The organism is Nonomuraea sp. NPDC050540, assembly GCF_044457485.1.
Taxonomy (GTDB): domain Bacteria; phylum Actinomycetota; class Actinomycetes; order Streptosporangiales; family Streptosporangiaceae; genus Nonomuraea.
The window spans coordinates 136400-151572 of the sequence record NZ_JBITHA010000020.1; the positions used below are offsets into that span (position 1 = coordinate 136400).

At 69.6% G+C, this 15173-nt stretch carries 17 protein-coding genes; 8 read left to right on the top strand and 9 right to left on the bottom strand.

Going from position 1 to position 15173, the window contains the following annotated elements; all coding sequences use genetic code 11:
• The first annotated feature begins 31 nt into the window (after positions 1-31).
• The 3 genes from ACIBI5_RS45260 to ACIBI5_RS45270 all read left to right on the top strand — a co-directional run bounded on the left by ACIBI5_RS45260 (position 32) and on the right by ACIBI5_RS45270 (position 2769).
• The gene (locus tag ACIBI5_RS45260; protein ID WP_397093501.1) at positions 32-802 is read left to right on the top strand and encodes a DeoR/GlpR family DNA-binding transcription regulator; all 771 of its coding nucleotides are present in this window, start codon (positions 32-34) and stop codon (positions 800-802) included.
• A 300-nt stretch (positions 803-1102) separates the two neighbouring features.
• Positions 1103-1774, top strand: coding sequence for a response regulator transcription factor (locus tag ACIBI5_RS45265; RefSeq protein WP_397256650.1), 672 nt, complete (start codon positions 1103-1105; stop codon positions 1772-1774).
• Complete coding sequence (locus ACIBI5_RS45270) at positions 1771-2769, top strand: ATP-binding protein (RefSeq protein WP_397256652.1); 999 nt, start codon at positions 1771-1773, stop codon at positions 2767-2769. Before ACIBI5_RS45265 ends, ACIBI5_RS45270 begins: the two co-directional genes overlap by 4 nt.
• Here ACIBI5_RS45270 and ACIBI5_RS45275 read toward each other — a convergent pair.
• The gene (locus tag ACIBI5_RS45275) at positions 2747-3130 is read right to left on the bottom strand and encodes a hypothetical protein (RefSeq protein WP_397256654.1); all 384 of its coding nucleotides are present in this window, start codon (positions 3128-3130) and stop codon (positions 2747-2749) included. The two genes, ACIBI5_RS45270 and ACIBI5_RS45275, sit on opposite strands and share 23 nt — an antisense overlap.
• A 31-nt stretch (positions 3131-3161) precedes the next feature.
• Complete coding sequence (locus ACIBI5_RS45280) at positions 3162-3734, bottom strand: TetR/AcrR family transcriptional regulator (protein WP_397256656.1); 573 nt, start codon at positions 3732-3734, stop codon at positions 3162-3164.
• Between the two features lie 69 nt (positions 3735-3803).
• Here ACIBI5_RS45280 and ACIBI5_RS45285 point away from each other — a divergent pair, with 69 nt between their 5' ends.
• Positions 3804-4379: a dihydrofolate reductase family protein gene (locus tag ACIBI5_RS45285; RefSeq protein WP_397256658.1), complete on the top strand. Its 576-nt coding sequence runs from the start codon at positions 3804-3806 to the stop codon at positions 4377-4379.
• A 56-nt stretch (positions 4380-4435) separates the two neighbouring features.
• On the opposite strand, the gene ACIBI5_RS45290 is transcribed toward ACIBI5_RS45285, so the two are convergent.
• Both ACIBI5_RS45290 and guaB read right to left on the bottom strand, forming a co-directional pair.
• Positions 4436-5554: a GuaB3 family IMP dehydrogenase-related protein gene (locus tag ACIBI5_RS45290; protein ID WP_379614429.1), complete on the bottom strand. Its 1119-nt coding sequence runs from the start codon at positions 5552-5554 to the stop codon at positions 4436-4438.
• Between the two features lie 3 nt (positions 5555-5557).
• Positions 5558-7039 (bottom strand): IMP dehydrogenase, encoded by a 1482-nt coding sequence (gene guaB, locus ACIBI5_RS45295; RefSeq protein ID WP_397256660.1) that lies wholly within the window; start codon positions 7037-7039, stop codon positions 5558-5560.
• A 450-nt stretch (positions 7040-7489) separates the two neighbouring features.
• Between guaB and ACIBI5_RS45300 the strand changes: the two genes are divergently transcribed.
• Positions 7490-8500 (top strand): LuxR C-terminal-related transcriptional regulator, encoded by a 1011-nt coding sequence (locus ACIBI5_RS45300; RefSeq protein WP_397256662.1) that lies wholly within the window; start codon positions 7490-7492, stop codon positions 8498-8500.
• A 203-nt stretch (positions 8501-8703) separates the two neighbouring features.
• Complete coding sequence (locus ACIBI5_RS45305; protein ID WP_379614437.1) at positions 8704-9081, top strand: DUF5319 domain-containing protein; 378 nt, start codon at positions 8704-8706, stop codon at positions 9079-9081.
• On the opposite strand, the gene ACIBI5_RS45310 is transcribed toward ACIBI5_RS45305, so the two are convergent.
• The 5 genes from ACIBI5_RS45310 to ACIBI5_RS45330 form a co-directional block, all read right to left on the bottom strand.
• The gene (locus tag ACIBI5_RS45310; protein ID WP_397256663.1) at positions 9042-9485 is read right to left on the bottom strand and encodes a hypothetical protein; all 444 of its coding nucleotides are present in this window, start codon (positions 9483-9485) and stop codon (positions 9042-9044) included. The genes ACIBI5_RS45305 and ACIBI5_RS45310 overlap by 40 nt on opposite strands.
• Positions 9482-10117 (bottom strand): sigma-70 family RNA polymerase sigma factor, encoded by a 636-nt coding sequence (locus ACIBI5_RS45315; RefSeq protein ID WP_184958018.1) that lies wholly within the window; start codon positions 10115-10117, stop codon positions 9482-9484. Before ACIBI5_RS45315 ends, ACIBI5_RS45310 begins: the two co-directional genes overlap by 4 nt.
• A gap of 705 nt (positions 10118-10822) precedes the next feature.
• The gene (gene groL, locus ACIBI5_RS45320; RefSeq protein WP_397256665.1) at positions 10823-12442 is read right to left on the bottom strand and encodes a chaperonin GroEL; all 1620 of its coding nucleotides are present in this window, start codon (positions 12440-12442) and stop codon (positions 10823-10825) included.
• Positions 12443-12523: 81 nt separating this feature from the next.
• On the bottom strand, positions 12524-12838 hold the full coding sequence (gene groES, locus ACIBI5_RS45325) for a co-chaperone GroES (RefSeq protein ID WP_197093639.1): 315 nt from the start codon (positions 12836-12838) through the stop codon (positions 12524-12526).
• Positions 12839-12996: 158 nt separating this feature from the next.
• Entirely contained in the window at positions 12997-13857 is an 861-nt protein-coding gene (locus ACIBI5_RS45330) for an NAD-dependent epimerase/dehydratase family protein (RefSeq protein WP_397256667.1), read from the bottom strand.
• 105 nt (positions 13858-13962) lie between these two features.
• On the opposite strand from ACIBI5_RS45330, the gene ACIBI5_RS45335 reads away from it, so the two are divergent.
• Both ACIBI5_RS45335 and ACIBI5_RS45340 read left to right on the top strand, forming a co-directional pair.
• Positions 13963-14460, top strand: coding sequence for a MarR family winged helix-turn-helix transcriptional regulator (locus ACIBI5_RS45335; protein WP_397256669.1), 498 nt, complete (start codon positions 13963-13965; stop codon positions 14458-14460).
• Positions 14461-14506: 46 nt separating this feature from the next.
• A complete protein-coding gene (locus ACIBI5_RS45340) occupies positions 14507-15163 on the top strand; it encodes a Uma2 family endonuclease (RefSeq protein ID WP_397256671.1) in 657 nt (218 codons plus the stop codon).
• The last annotated feature ends 10 nt before the right edge of the window (positions 15164-15173 follow it).

Here is a 15173-nt window from a genome sequence, read left to right on the forward strand (position 1 = left end):
TGCTCCTGACGGATCACCTAGGAGGCAAATCGTGTCCAGGTATGACAGATGGAACGCGATTCTCGAATTGCTCGCCCAGGAGGGCCGTCTCTCCGTAGAGGAAGCCGCCCAGGCGCTCGAGGTCTCCACCGCCACCATCCGCCGTGACTTCGACCAGCTCGCCCAGCAGCAGATGCTCATGCGCACGCGGGGCGGCGCCGTGGCCCAGAGCGTCAGCTACGACCTGCCGCTGCGCTACAAGACCGCCCGGCACGCCGACGAGAAGCACCGCATAGCCGCGGCCGCCGCCGAACTCGTCAACCCCGGCGCCGTCATCGGCCTCAACGGCGGCACCACCACCTCGGAACTGGCCCGCACGCTGGCCACCCGTTCGACGCTGGAGTCGGGCTTCACCATCGTCACCAACGCGCTGAACATCGCCTCGGAACTGACCGTCCGCCAGCACGTCAAGATCGTGGTGACCGGCGGAGTGGCCCGCCAGCAGTCCTACGAACTCATCGGCCCGCTGGCCGGAGGCGTCCTCGACCAGGTCACCCTCGACGCGGCGTTCCTCGGCGTGGACGCGCTCGACGCCGAGCTCGGCGCCTCGGCCCACCACGAGGGCGAGGCCAGCGTCAACCACCTGCTCGTCAGCCGCGCCGCCCAGGTGGTGGTGGTCGCCGACTCCTCCAAGATCGGCAAGCGCGCCTTCGCCCGCATCTGCCCCCTGTCCGAGATCGACACCCTCGTCACCGACGAACAACTCTCCGACGCCCTCTTCGACCAACTCTCCGAAGCGGGCGTCAAGGTGATCCGCGCCTGATTCCGGCTTTCCTCTCAGTCGCCTCTCCGTTGGTCCGCCGCCCTGTCCGGGCGCCCATCCGTTACGGCAAGCCGCCCCGCCCCCACCCGCCGTCGTGCGCGGGCCCCGATCGTGGGGGTCGCTTCTCACGTCGGACGTGGTCCCCACCGCAACGGCCCACGTCGGCCCCTCAAGGCCCGACTCCTTGGCCGGGCCCTGGCCCCTGAAACCGGCCCACCCATGCCCGGACACACCCGCGCTTGCCCGGCGGCGTCCCGCGGTTACCCGGCTGTAACCGGGCGCGGGGCATTCTGGGACACCATGCGGGTGCTGATGGTCGAGGACCACGAGGAGCTGGCCCTGACGGTCGCCGCCGGGCTACGGCGCGAGGGCATGGCCGTGGACGTCGTCTTCGACGGCCACGCGGCGCTGGAACGCGCGGCGGCCAACGCCTATGACGTGGTCGTCCTGGATCGCGACCTGCCCGGCGTACACGGGGACGAGGTCTGCAGGGCGCTCGCCGCCGGCGGCCGCCCGGCGCGGGTGCTCATGCTGACCGCGGCGGGAACGATCTCCGACCGCGTCACCGGCCTGGACATCGGCGCCGACGACTACCTGCCGAAGCCGTTCGCCTTCGCCGAGCTGGTCGCCCGGGTACGCGCGCTGGCCAGGCGGGCGCTGCCCGCGCTGCCGCCGGTGCTGGTTCGCGGCGGGCTCAGGCTGGATCCGTCCACCCGGGTCGCCACCCGCGACGGACGCCGGCTGACGTTGAGCCCGAAGGAGTTCGCGGTGCTGGAGCTGCTGCTGGCCGCGCAGGGCGCGGTGGTCTCGGCTGAGCAGTTGCTGGAGCGCGGCTGGGACGAGTTCGCCGACCCGTTCACGCAGACCGTGAAGGTGACGATCAGCCGTCTGCGCCGCAAACTCGGCGACCCGCCGCTGATCGAAACCATCCCCCAGGCCGGATACCGCATAGGAGGATCTCTCAGCCCATGAAGACCGTGCGGTTCCGCCTGACCGCGCTCTACAGCGGCCTGTTCGTGCTGGCCGGGGCGCTCCTGGTCGTGCTCACCTATCTCCTGGTCGAGCACTCCCCCTTCCCCGGCCCACCGGCCGCCCCCGTCCTGCCGGGCGGCGGCGCCTCGACGGCGGTGACCGTCCGCGAACCCGCGCTGGGCGCCCTCCGGGACCCGGCCGTGTCCAGGCGCCTGCTGGTCAACTCGCTGATCGCGCTGGGCGCCATGGCCATGGCCTCCCTCTGGCTGGGGTGGCTGGTCGCCGGGCGGGCGTTGCGGCCGCTGGGCGTGATGACCGCGACGGTACGCCGCATCACCGCCGACCGGCTGGATCGCCGCCTGTCGGCGACCGGGCCCGACGACGAGCTCAGGGAGCTGGCCGACACCTTCGACGAGCTTCTCGACCGGCTCGACGCGGCCTTCACCGCGCAGCGCCGCTTCGTGGCCAACGCCTCGCACGAGCTGCGCACGCCGCTGACCCTTCAGCGGGCAATGGCCGAGGTGGCACTGGCCGATCCGGACGCCGACGTGGTGGCGCTGCGGGCCGTACTGGAAAGGCTGCTGGCCGCGGTCGCCGAGCCGTTCCTGGACCATGCGGGCGTTCGCGCGACCCTGGCTCCCGCGCCGGTCTCCGGTGACCGCGCCCTCCTGGAACGCCTGGTCGCGAACCTGGTCGACAACGCCGTGACGTACAGCGGGCCGGGCGGCCTGATCGCGGTGGAGACCGGCGCGAACGACGCCACGGCCACCCTCCGCGTCGCGAACTCCGGCGCGGTGATCCCGCCCGAGCAGGTTCCGATGTTGGTGCAGCCGTTCCGGCGCCTGGAGCCGGGGCGGCGGGCCTCGGGCGACGGCCTCGGGCTCGGCCTGTCGATCGTGGCCGCCATCGTCGAGGCCCACCAGGGCACGCTCGACCTCAGCGCACCGCCCGAGGGCGGCCTGAGCGTGGGCGTCACCCTGCCACGCCGTCCTTGAGGCGTTCGTGCGCCTCGTCCCAACCGGCGGGGGCGGCGGCCGTCCAGAACTCGAACGCCGATGCCGCCATTCCGCTCTTGTACGCCTGGACGATGCCGCGGTGCGGTTGCGCCCCGGCGTACGCGCCGAGCGCCGCGCGGTCCGTCCACGCCGACAACGTCCAGAAGGTCTTCCTGAACGGCGCCGCCTTCAACGTGGCCCCCACCGCCCCCGCGCTACGCCGGGCCTGCAGCAACATCCGCATCGCCTGGAACAGGAACCCGGGCACCTGGGCCAGGCTCTTCAGCTCGAATCGGGACGCCATCACCTGTACGTCGCCCGTGTGACCGGCAGCGGGTCCCGGCACCCATGGAGTCATCATGCATTAGATAGTAGCACTATCTAATGAGATGTCAACGGCCGATCAGACGCTCCACCAGCACGTCGACCAGCTCGTGCACCTCCTGCTCCGAGAAGAGGCCGGGCAGCGTCAGCCGTTCCATGATCAGCCAGTTGAGCGCGAGCATCAGCGTCACCACCGTGGCGGAGTCGCCCGGCAGGCCGGAGGCGACGTGATTGGCGATGTTCTGGTCGACGTCAGCGCGGATGCGCTTGGTGACGACCTCCCGCAGCTCCGGGCGGCGCGTGGACTCCAGGCGCAGTTCGAGCAGGGCCAGGAAGCCGGTGTTGAAGGCCATGACCCGGTCGACCAGTTCGTGCATGAGCCGGGCGAAGTGCGCACGATCCTGATCCCCCACGTCCAGCTGGGCCATGGTCTCGTCGTCGGGCAGCAGCCGCTCGTAGATGCGGCCACCGGCCTGGGTCAGGAGGTCGTCGCGGCTGGTGAAGTAGTTGGACGCGGTGCCCGTCGGCACCTCGGCCGCCGCGTCGACCGCGCGGAACGTCAGCCCGCGCGCCCCCTCCTTGGCCAGCACCTCGATGGCGGCGTCGACCAACGCCTGCCGCCGCTCCGGGTTCTTCCGCACTTGACACCACTCCACCTGTAGTACTACGTTGAAACCACTTCAAGCAGAGTACTACATACGGAGTTAAGAATGCGAAAGCTTGTCTACTACGTCGGCGTCTCCATCGACGGCTACATCGCCGGCCCCTCCAACCAGTGGGACTTCTACCCCGTCTCCGACCAGATGTCGGCCTGGATCAACGCCCGCTACCCCGAGACCCTGCCCACGCACGTACGCGCGCACGTCGGCCTCGAAGGCACGCCCAACCAGCGCTTCGACACCCTCGTGATGGGCCGCGGCACCTACGACCCCGCCCTGGAGATCAATGTCACCAGCCCGTACGCCCACATGCGCCAGTACGTCGTCTCCACCACCCTGGGAAAGATCGACGACCCCACCGTCGACCTGGTCACCGAGGACCCCGTCGGGCTGGTCAGGCGCCTCAAGGCCGAGGACACCGGCATGGACGTCTGGCTGGCCGGCGGCGGCAAGATGGCGGCCAGCGTGCTCCCGGAGATCGACGAGCTGATCATCAAGAGCTACCCGGTCGTGGCCGGCGACGGCGTGGCGGCCTTCTCCGGCGGCTTCGACCCGACGCTGTTCACGCCCACCCACCGCGAGAGCTTCGACAACGGGGCCCAGGTCACCTGGTTCACCCGTGGCTAGCCGTACACGGAAAAGGACCCGCGCCCCGAGGGGGCGGGTCCTTCGTGTCGCGGACGTCAGCGCTGCACCGGCGCGACCACGACCTCCACGCGCTGGAACTCCTTGATGTCGGAGTAGCCGGTCGAGGCCATCGTGCGCTTCAGCGCGCCCATGAGGTTCATCGAGCCGTCGGCCACGCTGGAGGGCCCGTGGAGGATCTGCTCCAGCGTGCCAACCGTGCCGAACTCCACCCGGCGCCCGCGCGGCAGGTCGGGGTGGTGGGCCTCCGAACCCCAGTGGAACCCGTGGCCCGGCGCCTCGGCCGCCCTGGCCAGCGGCGAACCGACCATGACCGCGTCGGCGCCGCAGGCGATCGCCTTGGCGATGTCCCCGGAGGTGCCCATGCCGCCGTCGGCGATCACGTGCACGTACCGGCCGCCGGACTCGTCCATGTAGTCGCGGCGGGCGGCGGCCACGTCGGAGATGGCCGTGGCCATCGGCACCGCCACGCCCAGCACGTTGCGGGTGGTGTGGGAGGCGCCGCCGCCGAAGCCGACCAGCACGCCTGCCGCGCCCGTGCGCATGAGGTGCAGCGCCGCCGTGTGCGTGGCGCAGCCACCGACGATCACCGGGACGTCGAGCTCGTAGATGAACTGCTTGAGGTTGAGCGGTTCGGCCTTGCCCGAGACGTGCTCGGCCGAGACGGTGGTGCCGCGGATGACGAAGATGTCGACGCCCGCGTCGATGACCGTCTTGTGGTACTGCACGGTGCGCTGCGGCGACAGGCGCACGGCGGCGGTGACGCCGGAGGCGCGAATCTCCTCGATGCGCCGGCCGATCAGCTCTTCCTTGATCGGCGCCGCGTAGATCTCCTGGAGCCGCTTGGTGGCCGCGGCGGAGTCGAGCGCGGCGCACTCCTCCAGCAGCGGCGACGGGTCCTCGTAACGCGTCCAGAGCCCTTCGAGGTCGAGCGGCGCCAGGCCGCCGAGGCGGCCGATCTCGATCGCGGTCGCCGGCGAGACGACGCTGTCCATGGGCGCGACCACGACAGGCAGCTCGAACCGGTAAGCGTCGATCTGCCAGGCGATCGAGACCTCTTCCGGGTCACGGGTACGCCGCGAGGGCACGAGGCCGATCTCGTCGAGCGCGTACGCCCGGCGGCCCGTCTTGCCCCGGCCGATCTCCACCTGAGTCATGTTTTACCTTCTGTGGTAGTTGGGAGCCTCAACGGTCATCTGGATGTCGTGCGGGTGGCTCTCCTTGAGGCCCGCCGCGGTGATCGGCATGAGCTCGCAGTCGGAGTGCATCTGCGCGATCGTGCGGCATCCTGAGTACCACATACCCTGGCGCAAACCGCCCACCAGCTGGTGGGCCACCGCCGAGACCGGGCCGCGGTAGGGCACCTGTCCCTCGATGCCCTCGGGGATGTACTTGTCCTCGCCGCCGACGTCCGCCTGCGCGTAGCGGTCCTTGCTGAAGGACATGCCGCCGCGCTCGCGGTTGCGGACCGCGCCGAGCGAACCCATGCCGCGGTAGGACTTGAACTGCTTGCCGTTGATGAAGATCAGCTCGCCCGGGGACTCCTCGCACCCGGCGAGGAGCGAACCCAGCATGACCGAGTCGGCGCCCGCCGCGATGGCCTTGCTGATGTCGCCCGAGTACTGCAGGCCGCCGTCGCCGATCACCGGCACACCCGCGGGACCGCAGGCGAGCGAGGCCTGATGGATGGCGGTGACCTGCGGCGCGCCCACACCGGCCACGACGCGGGTGGTGCAGATCGAGCCGGGGCCCACGCCCACCTTGACCGCGTCGGCGCCCGCGTCGACGAGCATCTGCGCGCCCGCCCTGGTGGCGATGTTGCCGCCGATCACGTCGACCTTGCTGTTGGCCTTGACCGTGGCGATCATGTCGGCCAGTCCCTTGGAGTGACCGTGGGCCACGTCCACGACGACGACGTCGACACCGGCCTCGATCAGCGCCTTGACCCGCAGTTCGGCGTCGGGGCCCACGCCCACCGCCGCGCCCACGACCAGGCGGCCGCCCGCGTCCTTGGTGGCCAGCGGGTACTGCTCGCTCTTGGTGAAGTCCTTGACCGTGATGAGCCCGCGCAGCCGTCCGCCGCCGTCGATCAGCGGCAGCTTCTCGATCTTGTTGCTGCGCAGGAGCGAGAAGGCGTCGTCACGCGACACGCCCACCGGCGCCGTCACCAGCGGCATCGGCGTCATGACCTCGCGCACCGGGCGGCTCTGGTCGGTCTCGAAGCGCATGTCACGGTTGGTGACGATGCCGACGAGGATGCCGTCGCGGTCGGTGACGGGCACGCCCGAGATCCGGTACGTGGCGCACAGCCTCTCGACGTCGGCCAGCGTGTCGTCCGGCGTACAGGTGACCGGATTCGTCACCATCCCCGCCTCCGACCGCTTGACCAGGTCGACCTGCTGGGCCTGCTCCTCGATCGACAGGTTGCGGTGCAGGATGCCGATGCCGCCCTGCCGGGCCATGGCCACCGCCATGCGCGCTTCGGTCACCGTGTCCATGGCCGCGGAGACCAGCGGGATGGCGAGCGTGATGTTGCGCGACAGCTGTGTGACGGTCTCCGCCTCCCCCGGTTGGAGATCCGAATACCCCGGCACGAGCAGCACGTCATCGAAGGTCAACCCCGTTTGGGTGAATTTGGACATGCTGCGGCCCCCTCCTGCCAATGCGCTGATGCGACAAGTTTAGGGCCTGCCTGCAAACGGAACCGCGCGGGTCCGCAAGATGGGGGTGAGAATGCGCCGGGGGGACGATGACCCCCACGGACCGCCGTCTCCCCGGCGCCCCCGGAGAGGCACAAAAGTGCCGGAGGAACCGGCCGGTCGGTGATCCGCCCGGTTCCTCCGGCCACCGGCATCTGGTCGGACGCGCTCTACGCCACCGAACCCCCCTCCGCGTCCTGATGGCCGCGTCGCCCGACCCTTGATGCCGACGCTGGGTTAAGCCTGCGTTACTCATGGGCACACCGCAATGTGAAAACGTGCAATTGCACGAAGTTGCACCCCCGCCGAAGGAGTCAGAGCAACACCCGGACAGAGGTCTGGTGCCGGGTTATTCTCGCCGCACGCCCGTGTCCCCCCTACGGAGCCCCCCACATGCGTAACGAGCCCGCCACCGTTTCCGATCCACTCGAGACGCTGGGCCTCGACCCGGCACAGACCGCGCTGTACACCGCGGTCCTACGCCTGCACCGCGCCACGCTGGCCGAGCTCGCCGAGGCCATGGACGGCCCGGCCGACAGGGTCGGCAGGCAGCTCGAGGACCTCGTCCGGCTGGGCGTGGTGGACGAGAGGTCCGGTGAGTACCTCGCCCGGCACCCGGCCGCCGCCCTCGGCCGGCTGATCGCCGAGCGGCTGGACCGGCTGGCCGAGGAGAGCCGGCGCATCGACTCCGCCCTGGGCTCGATCCGCGGCCTCATCCACGACTACGACGCCGGCCGCCACTACCAGAGCGGCCCCTTTCCGGTCGAACTGGTCAGTGGGGCCGACGTGCTCTACGAGAGCGTGGTCGGCATGGCCGTACAGGCTCCTCCGCTGGAGTTGCTGATCGCCATCCCCGACGAACGCACGATGACCGACTTCGTCCGCAAGTTCGCCGACCCCTGGATCGACGCCCAGCGGCGCCGCCTGCTCAGCATGCGCGCGGTGATCCCGGTGGCGACCCTGGCGCTGCCAGGTGTCCGCGACCAGCTCACGCGCCTGCTGGAGTCCGGCGGAAGGGTCCGCACGCTCGACCGGGTACCCAGCTGGTTCATGACCGCGGGACCCGAAGCCGCCGGCCTGCCCGCTCTGTGGGGCGGCGGCCTGCCCGACCACGCCTACAACTTCTACCTCGTCCGCGCGAACATCGTCGTCGGCGTCCTGCGCTCGCTCTTCGAGGAGCTGTGGAGCCGCTCCGTCCCCCTGCCGTGGGGGCGGCGGGGCGACGGCATGGTCCAGGTGCTGCGGCTGGCCGCGCAGGGCATGTGCGACGACTCGATCGCCCGCCAGCTCGGCGTCTCGGTCCGCACCGTCCGCGCTCGCTTCGCCGACGCGATGGCCGAACTCGGGGCACAGTCCCGCTTCCACGCCGGGGTCGAAGCCTCCCGCCGCGGCTGGCTCGGCTGACCCGGCCTTTCCGGTACGCCCCGCGCCGCCGGCAGGCACGCCGTCCGAGGGACCGGAGGTGTCGACGGACCTGAGCGTGGTCGGTGCTTTGGCAGGGGGTTTGCCGGTGTTTCGGGAGCTGTGGCCCCGGGGTGAATGCGGCACAAGTGGTCGGTGCGGTGCTTATTAGTGCCCAGGCTGCGTTAGGTCACTATGGTGGAAAGGTGCTGGAAGACGTCCCCCGCGACCCGTTCGCGGACGATCCGAACGATCCTTCCTCGGCCATGGGCGAATTCGACGACCCGGAGCCGCTGACGGCGGCCGAGCGCGACGAGGCCATCACCGACCTGGCCGACGTGGAAGTCTTTCGCTCGCTGCTGGAGCCCCAGGGCGTCCTCGGACTGGTGCTCGACTGCCCGGAATGCGGCGAACAGCACTTCTTCGACTGGGAGCTGCTCCGCGGCAACCTCCGCCAGATGATCGACAAGGGCCGGCCGCAGGTACACGAGCCCGCCTTCCACCCCGACCCCGCCGACTACGTGACCTGGGAGTACGCGAGGGGCTACGTCGACGGCGTCATGGACACCGAAGAGCGCCGCTGATCGTCGAGGTCGTGCCGCAAGGCCGCGAGCAGCCGTAGCGCCGGGTCCGTCGCGTCAGGCTGGTACCCGAGCGCCAGAGCATCCAGAAACGCGTCGGTCTGCTCCTCGGCCGTCAATCCCCCGAGTTCCCACTCCCCGGCCACCGGCCCAGAGGAATCCCCCGCGTCGGCCACCGCCCCGCAGGCCACGACCACAGGCCCGGCCGGCTCGGGCAGCCCAGAAGGACATACCGGCAAGCCCCCGGACACAGGATCGTCCGAGAGCTTGGGTGAGCCGTCAGCCGCCGCGCGGGCCGAGCCGCCGGATGACGGATCGGCCGGGACGTGGGACGACGGGCCGGTCGAACTCGGGGGCGTCCGGTCACCGTACGCGGCCGCGCCCTCCACGTGTTCCTCCGGCGTCAAGCCGACTCCAGCTCGGCCATCTGCCGCAACCTGGCCAGCGCCCGATGCTGGGCGACGCGGACCGCTCCTGGTGACATGCCGAGTACATTACCGGTCTCTTCGGCCGACAGTCCTGACACCACCCGCAGCAGCAGGAGTTCGCGCTGGTTGGCGGGCAGCCGGGCCAGCAGCCTGCGCGCGTGCTCGACCTCGATGTAGCGGACCACGGTCTCTTCCGGCCCCGGGCCCTCGTCGGGCCCGTCAGGAAGATCCTGCGTGGGTACGGCGGAGCGCACCGAACTCCGCAAGGCGTCGGCCACCTTGTGCGAGGCGATGCCGAAGACGAAGGAGGCGAAGGGCCGGCCCATGTCCCGGTAGCGCGGCAGTGCGGACAGCACCGCGATGCAGACCTCCTGGGCCACGTCATCTGCAATGTGATATTGCCCAGAAACCCGGCCCAGCCGGGCACGGCAATAGCGCACCACCATCGGCCGCAACTCGCCGAGCAGGGATTCGATCGCAGAACGATCGCCCGCAACGGCGAGGCTCGTCAGTTCTCTTAGGTCGGAGTCATCCGTCCGTGCCGGAAGTCTCGACGCGAGCCTTACCCCAATTTTGGCGTCGGCGACGCTTCCCTCGCTCACGTTAGGCATGATGCCCGCCCTGGTCCGGCCTGTCGTCATGGCGAACGGCTACGGATTGGTCACATTGAAGAGACGATAACTACCCGTAATCGGACGACCACACTAAGCCTTTCTATGGAGTCGGAATATTTCACCCGATTCCCCGAAATGCGCGAAAATTGTCACGGGCGCGAGACGCTTTACTCCATAGGTTGGTTTACCGCAATAACCCAACTTTCCACATCTGGACATCCACCGGTCGCCGCCTCTACGCATGAGATCGCCCACCGGACCTCATGCGCTACATACGCCTCATGCTTATAAAAACTCATATACAGGCATGAACCACCCAGACGGGCACGATGCGCGCGTAACGGCGGCCGGCCCCGCATCACCGGAGGAGCGTCACCCTGGACGGAGCCCGGCCCTGTGCGGCGGGTGGGGGTAGGGCGGCTGGGCCGTAGCGGAAGGGCCGCAGAACACGCCCCAGCCCCGCCAGGGGCGCCCCCAGCACGGACGCCCACCCCGAGAACCCGCCCTTCACCCCGAACGACCGGCCCCACCACCGACGCACCCCTCGAAACGGACGTCAACCCTCGAAGACAGCCCGCGAACACCGCAGGAACGCGAAACGGCCCGCACCGGCGAGCGGTGCGGGCCGTGGCGACCTCAGGGCCGTGGCGGCCTCAACGGGCCTTGGCGACCTTGAGAGGTCAGTGGCGATCCAGGAAGCGATCAGTGGCCGTGGCCGTGACCGTGACCGCCGCCGCCGGCGGGGGCCTCCTCCTCGGGCTTGTCGACCACCAGGGCCTCCGTCGTGAGCAGCATGCCGGCGATGGACGCCGCATTCTGCACCGCCGAGCGGGTGACCTTGACGGGGTCGATGACGCCCTGGTCGATCAGGTTGCCGTACTCGCCGGTCGCGGCGTTGAGGCCGTGGCCCGCGGACAGCTCCGCCACCTTGTGGGTGACGACGTAGCCCTCGAGGCCGGCGTTCTCGGCGATCCAGCGGGTCGGCTCGACCAGCGCGCGGCGGACGACGCCCACGCCAGTGGCCTCGTCCCCGGTGAGGCCGAGGTCGTCCAGCTCCTTGCCGACGTGGATCAGCGCGGTGCCGCCGCCGGAGACGATGCCCTCCTCGATCGCGGCGCGCGTCGCGGAGATCGCGTCCTCGAGACGGTGCTTCTTCTCCTTGAGCTCGACCTCGGTGGCGGCGCCGACACGCAGCACGCACACACCGCCGGCCAGCTTGGCCAGGCGCTCCTGCAGCTTCTCGCGGTCCCAGTCGGAGTCGGACTGCTCGATGGCGAGCTTGATCTCCTTGACCCGGTCCTCGATCGCCTGCGCGTCGCCGGCGCCGTCCACGATGGTGGTGGCGTCCTTGGTGACGACGATGCGGCGGGCCGTGCCGAGCACCTCGAGACCGACGTGCTCCAGCTTGAGCCCGACCTCCTCGGCGACGACCTGGCCGCCGGTGAGGATGGCCATGTCCTGGAGCATCGCCTTGCGACGGTCACCGAAGCCCGGGGCCTTGACGGCCACGGAGGTGAACGTGCCGCGGATCTTGTTGGTGACCAGGACGGCCAGGGCCTCGCCCTCGACGTCCTCGGCGACCACGAACAGCGGCTTCTTGGTCTGGGCGACCTGCTCCAGCAGCGGCAGGAAGTCCGCGATGGAGGCGATCTTGCTCTGGGTGAGCAGCACGTAGGCGTCCTCCAGGACGGCCTCCATGCGCTCGGGGTCGGTCACCATGTACTGCGACAGGTAGCCCTTGTCGAACTGCATGCCCTCGGTGAACTCGAGCTCCATGCCCATGGCGTTGGACTCTTCGACCGTGAGGACGCCGTCCTTGCCCACCTTGTCGAACGCCTCGGCGATGAGATCGCCGATCTTGGCGTCCTGGGCGGAGATCGTCGCGACGTTGGCGATCTCCTTCTTGTCGCCGACCTCGCGGGCGCTGGCGATCAGCTTGTCGCTGATGGCCTTGGCGGCCTTGTCGATCCCGCGCTTCAGCGACAGCGGCGAGGCGCCGGCGGCGACGTTGCGCAGACCTTCGCGGACCATGGCCTGGGCCAGGACGGTCGCGGTGGTGGTGCCGTCACCCGCGATGTCGTTGGTCTTGGTGGCCACTTCCTTGGCGAGCTGGGCGCCGAGGTTCTCGTAGCGGTCTTCCAGCTCGATCTCGCGAGCGATGGTCACGCCGTCGTTCGTGATCGTCGGAGCACCGAACTTCTTGTCGATGACGACGTTACGGCCACGCGGGCCGAGGGTTACCTTCACGGCGTCCGCGAGGGCGTTGACGCCGCGCTCAAGAGCGCGCCGCGCGTCCTCGTCGAACTCCAGGATCTTCGCCATTTGGTTGAAAGTCCTCTCCTAGCGTCGAAAGCCCCGGTCGCCTCTGCTGAGAGCTGCGTCCGGGGCCCGACACATACCGGCTTACTTCTCGATGATCGCGAGAACGTCGCGGGCGGAGAGCACGAGGTACTCCTCGCCGCCGTACTTGACCTCGGTGCCGCCGTACTTGCTGTAGAGGACGATGTCGCCCTCGGAGACGTCAAGCGGAATCCGCTTGTCGCCGTCCTCGTCCCAGTTGCCCGGGCCCACCGCGAGGACCTTGCCCTCTTGCGGCTTCTCCTTGGCGGTGTCTGGGATGACCAGGCCGGAAGCGGTGGTCTGCTCGGCCTCAAGCGGCTGGACCACAATGCGGTCGCCGAGCGGCTTAACGGGAACCTTAGTGGCGGTCGTCACGATCGGACCTCCCCTTCAGATTTGAATGATCTAGAAGAGGCGACCAGCGGGGCCTGCCGTCGCGGGTGGTAGACCTGCCTCGTCGCACGTTGGCACTCTCAAGGGGAGAGTGCCAACACGAAACATATGCAAGAGGGGCTTGACAGTCAACACGAACCGGCTCAGCGGGCGTAAGAGCCTTCCCGCAGCTCGGAGAGGATACCCGGCCTGCTGGGGGCCCATCCGAGTGCCGCACGGGTTCGCGCAGAGCTGACACGCTGGCTGAGCGCGAGCGCTTCGGCGAACGGCAGGCCCACGACCCCCGCCGCCTCCTCCACCGGCCACGACAGCACGTCCGCGCCCTCATCGGCCCCCGCCGACCGGGCAGCGGCCGAGGCCACCAGGGCCAGCGGCACGTGCTCCTCCGCGATCCCGTGGTAGATCGCGCCGGGCCGCCCCTTCTCCACCGCCGTCACGATCAGCTCGGCCAGGTCGTCCACGTGCACGAACGTCGAGCCTTCCCCGCCCTCGCCCACGTGCACCCCGCGCCCGCGCTCGGCCGCCCAGCCGCGCAGCATCGCCGCGATACCGCCGCCGCGCCCGTGCACCAGCCCCGGCCGCACCACCACGCCGCCCGCGCCGAGCACCAGATCCTCCACCTTCGGCCGGTACCCCACGATCGGGATCGGGTCGGCCGCGCTCTCCTCGTGCCCGTCCTCGGTCGCGCCGAGGACCCACACGCCGCTCACGTACACCACCGGCCTGCCCGCGCCGAGCAACGCCCCGATCACCTGGAGGTCGGTCGCCTCATCGCCGGTGAGCTGCGCCGCGTGCACGACCGCGTCGACGTCCGGCGTCACGGCCGCGGTGATCGACGCCGCGTCGGACAGGTCCCCGTACCTCTCCTCCGGTACGGCGGGCAGCCGCCTGCCCCCGTCGGCGGCCGGCCGTACCAGCGCCACGACCTCATGACCGCGGCCGGCGAGTTCCTCGACGAGCGCGCCCCCGACGTACCCCGTCGCGCCCAGCACCAGAATCTTCATCGCTCTTCCACTCCAAACACTTCGACATCGAAACTTTCGACGTGGTGGACAGTAGCCCGCACCCTCGAACATTTCAACCTCGAAGTTTTTGATAGTGTGCGCAGCATGCGAGACGCAGTGGACGCGATCACGAAGCAGTGGGCCGCCACCCGCCCCGACGTGGACGTGAGCCCGATGGGTGTGGTGGGCCGCCTGTCCCGCGCCTCGCGCCTGCTGGAGCGGGGCATCAAGGAGTTCTTCGCCGAGCACGGGCTGGAGCCGTGGGAGTTCGACATGCTCGCCACGTTGCTGCGCGGCAACCCGGAGCACACCATGTGCATGAAGGACCTGGCCGCCTCCGCCCTGGTCAGCCCCGGCGCCCTGACCAACCGCATGGACCGCCTGGTGGAGCGCGGCCTGGTGCGGCGCTGGCCGCTGGAGAGCAACCGCCGCATGGTCCTGGTGGCGCTGACCGAGGAGGGCGAACGCCTGGCCGGTGACCTCCTGGCCCTCCACGTCGCCAACGAGGCGAGACTCCTGTCCGCCCTCACCCCCGCCGACCAGAAAGCCCTGGCCGAAACCCTCCGCAAACTCCTGGTCTCCCTGGGCGACACGGAGCTGTGAATGGGGGACATCTCTCCTAGAGGAAAGCGCAGCAGAACGTGGTTCGATGACCACGAACGGCGACGACACCGACCTTACAGTGAGTGATGTGACCGCCACGATGGACCGCACGAGAGACGTACTCGCGAACTGGCCCTACCCGCCGGACGGCGGCTGGACGTCCGACGATCTCGATCTCCTGCCTCAGGACGGGCCCAACGGCGAGCTGGACCTCTTCAAGCGCGTCGAACTCATTGACGGAGCCCTCATCCTCATCTCCCCCCAACGCCGCTTCCACGAACGCGTCATCTCGAGCTTGCGCTCTCTCCTCACCGCGCAGGCTCCCGAGACCCTGGCCGTAGCAACGCAGATGGACGTCAAGATCAACAGGAGGCAGCGCCCCTGCCCAGACGTCGTGGTGATCGACGCGGCGGCCGACAGCGACAGCGCGACCTCCTACCCCTCGGAGGCCGTCCACCTTGTCGTTGAGGTGGTCTCCCCCGAGTCCCAGTACCGGGACCGGGAGGTAAAGCCGCGCATGTACGCCGACGCCCGCATCAAGCACTTCTGGCTGGTCGAAGAAGAGGAGGGCAAGCCCGTCATCTACACATATGTGCTGGACGAGGTCACGCACTTCTACCGCGCCGACGTCACCCACCACGGCAAGCTCACCGCCAAGTCCCCGTTCCCCGTCGAGGTCGACTTCGCCGACCTGCTGACCTGAGCGCGTGCAC